This window comes from Methylobacterium sp. WL103 (assembly GCF_008039885.1).
Classification (GTDB): domain Bacteria; phylum Pseudomonadota; class Alphaproteobacteria; order Rhizobiales; family Beijerinckiaceae; genus Methylobacterium; species Methylobacterium cerastii.
On sequence record NZ_VRUX01000185.1, the window covers coordinates 1 to 7265 of the forward strand.

8 protein-coding genes are annotated in these 7265 nt (G+C 67.9%); all 8 read left to right on the plus strand.

Features of this window, described 5'->3' with window-relative positions:
- Positions 1–65: 65 nt before the first annotated feature.
- The 8 genes from FV222_RS12860 (at position 66) to FV222_RS12895 (ending at position 7037) form a co-directional block, all read left to right on the plus strand.
- On the plus strand, positions 66–1070 hold the full coding sequence (locus FV222_RS12860) for a hypothetical protein (RefSeq protein WP_246685442.1): 1005 nt from the start codon (positions 66–68) through the stop codon (positions 1068–1070).
- Positions 1067–1543: a hypothetical protein gene (locus FV222_RS12865; RefSeq protein ID WP_147752849.1), complete on the plus strand. Its 477-nt coding sequence runs from the start codon at positions 1067–1069 to the stop codon at positions 1541–1543. Before FV222_RS12860 ends, FV222_RS12865 begins: the two co-directional genes overlap by 4 nt.
- 4 nt (positions 1544–1547) lie before the next feature.
- Positions 1548–2525: a cytochrome c oxidase subunit II gene (gene coxB / locus FV222_RS12870; RefSeq protein ID WP_147814539.1), complete on the plus strand. Its 978-nt coding sequence runs from the start codon at positions 1548–1550 to the stop codon at positions 2523–2525.
- On the plus strand, positions 2522–4201 hold the full coding sequence (locus tag FV222_RS12875; protein ID WP_147764174.1) for a cbb3-type cytochrome c oxidase subunit I: 1680 nt from the start codon (positions 2522–2524) through the stop codon (positions 4199–4201). Before coxB ends, FV222_RS12875 begins: the two co-directional genes overlap by 4 nt.
- 10 nt (positions 4202–4211) lie before the next feature.
- Entirely contained in the window at positions 4212–4871 is a 660-nt protein-coding gene (locus FV222_RS12880; protein ID WP_147764173.1) for a cytochrome c oxidase subunit 3, read from the plus strand.
- Between the two features lie 4 nt (positions 4872–4875).
- Positions 4876–5187 carry an oxidase gene (locus tag FV222_RS12885; RefSeq protein WP_147764172.1) on the plus strand — a complete coding sequence of 104 codons (312 nt, stop codon included), beginning with the start codon at positions 4876–4878 and terminating at the stop codon, positions 5185–5187.
- Positions 5188–5304: 117 nt separating this feature from the next.
- Positions 5305–6123 carry a class II glutamine amidotransferase gene (locus FV222_RS12890; RefSeq protein ID WP_147764171.1) on the plus strand — a complete coding sequence of 273 codons (819 nt, stop codon included), beginning with the start codon at positions 5305–5307 and terminating at the stop codon, positions 6121–6123.
- Between the two features lie 170 nt (positions 6124–6293).
- Positions 6294–7037, plus strand: coding sequence for a NepR family anti-sigma factor (locus tag FV222_RS12895; protein ID WP_147764170.1), 744 nt, complete (start codon positions 6294–6296; stop codon positions 7035–7037).
- Positions 7038–7265 lie beyond the last annotated feature (228 nt).

Consider the following 7265-nt stretch of genomic DNA (forward strand, 5'->3'; position numbering starts at 1 on the left):
CCGCGGCCGCGGGCCGCAACCCCGTCGGCGCGCTGCTCCTCGGCCTCGGGGCGTTGGTCCTCACCGTGCTGACGGCCGGCTGGCGCGGGGCGGCGGCGTCCTACCTCGCGGCCTGGCTGGCGCTGCTCGCCCTGCCGGTGGGCGCGCTTCCGATCGCCATCGTGCTGGAGCGCTTCGGCTTGCGCCGGCACGACCACGGCGAGGGCGAGCTGTCGAAGGCCCTGCGCCGGCTCGTCGCGCTGATGCCGGTCGCCGCCATCCTGGGCATTCCCATTCTGGTCGGCATCGGACGGATCTATCCCTGGACCGACGCCGCCCCGGAAACGCCGTTGGCGGCGGTCTGGTTCACGGTTCCGCTCTTCGCCCTGCGCGTGGTCGCGTACCTCGCAGCATGGGTCTGGCTCGCCGCCCGCTTCGTGGTGCCGGCGGAGGATCGCGCCGACGGACGCACGGTTTCTAGCGTCGCCCTGCACGCGGTCGTCGGCACCCTCGCCGTCACCGATCTGGTCGGATCGCTCGATCATCGACTCGGCTCCAGCCTCGAAGGCCTCCTCGTGCTGACGGCCTGGAGCGGGCTCGCGCTGGCGGCGGCGATCCTGCTGGCGCCCGAGGAGCCCGCTCCGATCGGGCGCGGACGCGCGGTCCCGGGGCAGGACCGGCTGGTGCCGCTCGTCGTCCTGCTGAGCCTGTGGGCCTTCCTGCACTTCGTGCAGTTCTTGATCGTGTGGTCTGCGAACCTGCCGCAGGAGGTGATGTGGTACTTCGCTCGCGGCGGCTGGCTCGGACGCGCCTTCGCCGGCTTCGGCGGCGCCGTGGTGCTGCTCGGCGCGTTGGCGACGCTCCGCCCGGGACGCCCGACGACGCGGGTTCTCGCGGCCCTGACGGTCGTGCTCCACGCCGTCGAGATGTTCTGGTTCGTGACGCCCGCCCTGCGCGACCGCTTCGTGATCCGCATGAGCGATGTCTTCGCCGCGGTGGCCGTCGGGTGCCTCGGCCTCGCGCTGCGTCCGCTCGTCCGACGCTTGGTGCCGCTCGCTTCGCCCCGACGCCGCCGGAGCGCCGCCGCATGAGCACCGACCGGACGCAACGACGCTACGGCTTCGTCTCGACGATCATCGCCGGCCTGTCGGGTCTGCGCGGGCCAGCCGCCGCGTCCAGGCCGCGGCAGTCATCCGAGAAGGACGAGTCCTCCGGCGGGCCGGGCTACGAGGTTTCCGACGTCAACGTCGGCAACACCGCTCGGGTGATGGCTGGGCTCATGGTCACCGCGTTGGTCGTGATCGGTGGGATGGTGTGGCTGAGGACCTTCGTGGCCGCGGACCAGCGCCAAGCCCTGCCGAAGCTGACGGCGCAGCAGACCTCGCGGCTCGTGCCGCCACCGCCGAACCTGCAGGCCGACCCCTATGCCGACCTCGACGCCGAGCGTGCGGCGGAGAACCGGCGGCTCGACGGCTACGCCTTCCTCGACGCCTCGCGCCAGCGTGCGCGCATCCCGATCGACCGGGCCATGGCCCTGACGGTCGGCCGAACGCTGGACCCTTGAGCCGATGACGCCGACGCACGCAGCCCTCGAGCTTTGGCCGGCCGCGGCCTCCGCCGTCGCGGTCGAGACCGACTACCTGATCCTCGCCTTCACGGTACTCACCCTGGTGCTGACCGTGCCGGTGTTCCTGGCGATCACGTGGTTCGCCATCCGCTACCGCGACGGGCAGGAGGCGAACCGCGACACCAGCGGCATCCGCTCGAATCTGATCGAGATCAGCTGGATGCTGATCCCGTTCCTGCTGACGCTGATCTTCTTCGTCTGGGGCGCGCGACTCTTCGTCATGTCGAAGAACCCACCGCCGGACGCGATGGTGATCGAGGCGATCGGCCGGCAATGGATGTGGAAGTTCCAGCATCCCACCGGACAATCCGAGATCAACGACCTGCACGTGCCGATGGGTCAGCCGGTCAAGCTGCGGATCATCAGCCAGGACGTGATCCACGCCCTCTACCTGCCGGCGCTGCGGATGCAGATGGCGGCTTTGCCCGACAGGTACACCGAGCTCTGGTTCAAGGCCGACAAGCCCGGCACCTTTCACCTCTACTGCTCGGAATATTGCGGCACCGACCACTCGGCGATGGACGGCAACCTGACGATCCTGAGCCAGGGCGACTACCAGGAATGGCTGACGCATTCCGGCGCCCAGCAATCCAAGGTCGCCGCCGGCAAGGCGATCTACGACGCCTACGGCTGCGGCACCTGCCACAACGAAGGCTCGACCGTGAAGGCGCCAAAGCTCGCCAGCCTCTACGGACGCGACGTGCGGCTCGCCGACGGGCGCACGGTCACGGCCGACGAGGACTACCTTCGCGAGAAGATCCGCAACCCCAACGGCAACCGGCTCGCCGAAGGCTACAAGCAGATCATGCCGAGCTTCGCCGGCGTGATCCCCGAAGACGACCTCGGCCGCCTGATCGACTTCCTGAAATCGAACACCCGCACCGTGGGCGACGCAGCGTCCGGAGAGGCCACGCGATGAGCGCATCGGGCACCGTCGACAGCGGGCTCGCCAACCGCGAGCCGCACGCACCGGAGGCGACGCTCGATCGCCCCGCCGACTACCTGCACGCGGAATCGACCCTGCGCTCGTGGTTTCTCACCACCGACCACAAGCGCATCGCGATCCTCTATCTCGCCTCGATCACCGCCTTCTTCATCGTCGGCGCCGTCGCCGCCGGCGTGGTGCGCCTAGCGCTGGTCGTGCCGAACGGCGCGGTGATGACCAACGACACCTACAACAAGGCCTTCACCATCCACGGCGTGGTGATGGTGTGGTTCTTCCTGATCCCGTCGATTCCGGCGACCTTCGGCAACTTCCTGATCCCGCTGATGATCGGTGCCAAGGACCTCGCCTTCCCCAAGCTGAACCTGACCAGCTGGTACGTCTTCATGACGGGGGCGCTGTTCACCATGGTCTCGGTGGTGCTCGGCGGCATCGACACCGGCTGGACCTTCTACGCGCCGCTCTCCACCGCCTTCTCGAACGGTTGGGTCCTGCCCGCCCTGATCGGCGTGACGATCGTCGGGTTCTCGTCGATCCTGACGGGGCTGAACTTCGTCGTCACGATCCACACCATGCGGGCGACCGGCATGACGTGGTTCAAGCTGCCGATCTTCGTCTGGACCCACTACGCCACCAGCCTGATCTTCCTGCTGGCGACGCCGGTCATCACCACGGCGCTGATCCTGCTGATCATGGAGCGCGCCTTCCACATCGGGGTGTTCGATCCGGCCTTCGGCGGCGACCCGGTGCTGTTCCAGCACCTGTTCTGGTTCTACTCGCACCCGGCCGTGTACATCATGGTCCTGCCGGGCATGGGGGTGATCTCGGAGATCGTCCCGGCCTTCGCCCAGAAGAAGCTCTTCGGCTACCGCTTCGTCGCCTACGCCGCGATCGGGCTCGCCTCGGTGACGTTCTTCGTCTGGGGCCACCACATGTTCATCAACGGGCAGAGCGACCTGGCCTCGCTCGCGTTCTCGGCGCTCTCCTTCGCGGTCGCCGTTCCCTCGGCGGTGAAGGTCTACAACTGGACCGCGACGATCCATAAAGGCAAGCTCCGCCTCGACACGCCGATGCTCTACGCGATGGGCTATATCGGCCTTTTCGTGCTCGGCGGCCTTACGGGCCTGTACCTGGCGACGCTGGCGATCAACCAGCACATCCACGCGACCTACTTCGTGGTCGCCCACTTCCACTACATCATGGTCGGCGGCACGGTGCTGGCGTTCCTCGGCGGGCTGCACTTCTGGTGGCCGAAGTTCACCGGCCGGATGTACAACGAGGCCTGGGGGCGGATCTCGGCGCTGCTGATCTTCCTCGGCTTCAACGTCACGTTCTTCCCGCAATTCATCCTCGGCTACCTCGGCATGCCGCGGCGCTACGCGACCTACCCGCCGGAATTCCAGTTGCTCAACGTCTTGTCCTCGGCGGGGGCGACGATCCTGGCTGCGGGGTACATCTTCCCGATGCTCTACCTCGTCTATTCCTTGTGGTTCGGCAAAAAGGCGCCGGCAAACCCCTGGGACGCCAAGGGGCTCGAATGGGAGACCGCCTCGCCACCGCCCACCCTGAATTTCACGTCGCCACCCGTGGTGCCGCGGGTGCCTTACGACTATCCGATCCAGGAGCAGGAAACGAAGGCGCAGCACCGATGAGCCAGCTTCGATGAGCGCGCGGCTCGCCGACGGCGTCGGCACCGAACGCGCCCACCACTTCGAGACCGTGGCCCAGCAGCGCTACGCCGCCACGCTCGGGATCTGGGCTTGGCTGATCACCGAGTTGCTGTTGTTCGCGGCTCTGTTCCTCGTGGCGCTGATCGTGCGGATCCAGCATCCGGAGGCGACGCAAGAGGCGGCGCGCCACCTCAAGTTCTGGATCGGTGCGGTCAACACGGTGGTGCTGATCGTCTCCAGCCTTACCATGTCGATGGCGATCGAGTTCTCGCGGCTCGGCTGGCAGCGGGCGATGGTGCGGGCGATGCTGGCGACCGCGGCTTTGGGCAGCCTGTTCCTCGTGCTGAAGGGCTACGAATACTACGCCGACTATACGGAGCACATGATGCCGTTCCTCGGTTCGCGCCCGTACGAGCTGGCCGCGTCGCCCGCGTCGCGCCTGTTCGTGAACCTGTATTACGTCGCCACGCTGCTGCACGGGCTCCACCTGCTCACCGGCATCTCGCTGCTGCTCGGCATGACCTGGATGGCGTCGAAGGCAGGGTTCCTGTCGCGGCACCAGAACTGGATCGAGATCTACGGCCTCTACTGGCACTTCATCGACCTGATCTGGATCATGGCCTTCCCGATCCTCTACGTCGTCAACCGGTAGCCCGATGCGCAATCCGCTCGCGACCCTTTCGGACGACGACCGCGCTCTGCTGAAGGCGCGACTGCGCAAGCCGGTGCTCAGCTTCCTGGCGCTGATGGGCCTGCTGGCAGTCAACGTCACGCTCGGCGCGACCCTGCCGTTCGAGCAGGTCTGGACGCTCGAGCTCGTCGTCGTCGCCGCGATGGCGCTCGTCGTCCTCCTCGTCTCGATGGAGGTGCTCCACGAGCCGCCGCTGGTGAAGCTGTTCTCGGGCCTCGGCTTCTTCTGGGTCGCGATCATGGTCGGCATGACGTTGACGGATTACCTCGGCCGCTGACGCAAGCGCGCGGTTCGCGGTTGTTCGCTGCGGCAAACGCACCTAAACCGGAGCGGACCTCCGGGCGGCGGACGATCCGCGCCGAGGCCCCGCCCGACCAGGTAAGTTTCCGAGACGATGTGCGAATTGCTCGGCATGAGCGCGAACGTGCCCACCGACATCCGCTTCTCGTTCGCGGCTCTGGCGCGGCGCGGCGGCGAGACCGGTCCGCATGCGGACGGTTGGGGCATCAGCTTCTACGAGGGGCGCGGCTGCCGCAGCTTCCACGAGCCGGAGCCGAGCGCGAAATCCGAGTTGGCGCGGCTGCTGCGCGACTACAAGATCAAGAGCCGCATCGTCATCGGGCACGTGCGCAAGGCCAACCGCGGCCGCGTCAGCCTGGAGAACACCCATCCGTTCTCGCGCGAGCTTTGGGGCCGGCGCTGGACCTTCGCGCATAACGGCCAGCTCAAGGGCGTGAAGAAGCTGCCACTCGGCGGGTTCATGCCGATCGGCTCGACCGACAGCGAGTACGCCTTCTGCTGGATGCTGGGCCGCCTGCAAGCGCGCTTCTCCGCCCTGCCCAAGCCCGCCCTGCTCGACCGCGCTGTGGCCGACCTCAGTGCGGAGCTTCACGCGCTCGGCGTCTTCAACATGCTGCTGTCCGACAGCCGGACCCTCTACGCCCATTGCGGCAAGCGGCTCTGCTACCTCACCCGACGGGCGCCGTTCGGCACCGCGACGCTGATCGACGAGGACTGGCGCGTGGACTTCGCGCAGGAGACCACCGAACGCGACGTGGTCTCCGTCGTGGCGACGCAGGCGTTGACCCGCGACGAGTGCTGGACGGACCTCGCGCGCGGCGACGTCATCACCCTGCGCGACGGCGCGATCCGGCTGCTGAAACCCGGCGCGCCGGCCGCAGCCACCGTGGTGGTCGCCCCGAAGCCCTGTTGAGGCAAGGTCCGATGCACTCGGATGTGACGGTCCGCGAAGGTGCAAGCGGGGCTGCGATAGGTTAAACACACACCATGACCGGAGCGGCGCTGGCGCGAGCCGCGAACGTCCCGCCTCGCGGGTCCGGACCGCCCGCGAGCCCGCTTTAAGACCGTAGATTGCGACGCATCATGACCCGCGACGAGACCGACACTCTTCCGAGCCAGTCTGAAAACGGCGGCAAGGATGCGCGGCCCAACCTGTCGCACACCATCCGCTCGCATCTCGGCGACCACCTGCGCAGCGCCTACGACACGCTGGGCCAGACCGAGCTGCCGAGCCGCTTCGCCGAGCTGATCGCGAAGCTCGAGGCGGCGCTCAAGGCCCGCGGCGAGGCGATCGAGCCGGAATTTCGCAACGGCCTGCTCGCCGCCGTCCCGTCGCTGCGTGCCTTCGCGCTGTCGCTGACCTCGAACCCGGCGCGCTCGGACGACCTCGTGCAGGATACGCTGATGAAGGGCTGGCAGCACCGCGCCCGCTTCCAGCCCGGCACCAACCTGAACGCCTGGCTGTTCACGATCCTGCGCAACATCTTCTACTCGGATCACCGCAAGCGCGTCCGCGAGGTCGAGGATCAGGATGGCTCCTACGCCGCGCGGCTGGCCACGGCCCCGCACCAGGGCGACCGCCTCGACGTCGAGGATCTACAGACGGCGCTCGCCAAGCTCCCGCCCGACCAGCGCGAGGCGCTGGTTCTGGTGGGCGCCGAGGGCGTCTCCTACGAGGAGGCGGCGACGATCATGGGTTGCAAGGTCGGCACCGTGAAGAGCCGCGTCAGCCGGGCCCGCGGGCGGCTCGCCGAACTGTTGGGCTACGACGAGGAAGACCTCGGCTCCGACCGGTTCATCCAGTCGGCGATGCCCAAGGACGCTTGAAAAGACGCGTGAGAACCGGTCCTTTTTGACGCATCCGTTTCCGGGGGTCGTGCGTTACCGGCCCGAGACTCGCCCAGCGTCGAACGGCGCGGCGGGCATCGGAACACGGAGTTTTACCATGCAGTTCAAGTCCATCCTGGCCGCCTCGGCCCTCGTCCTCGCCCTGCCGCTCGCCGCGCAGGCCCAGGGCACCATCCGCGGGGCCGAGCGCGGCGCCGAGACCGGCTC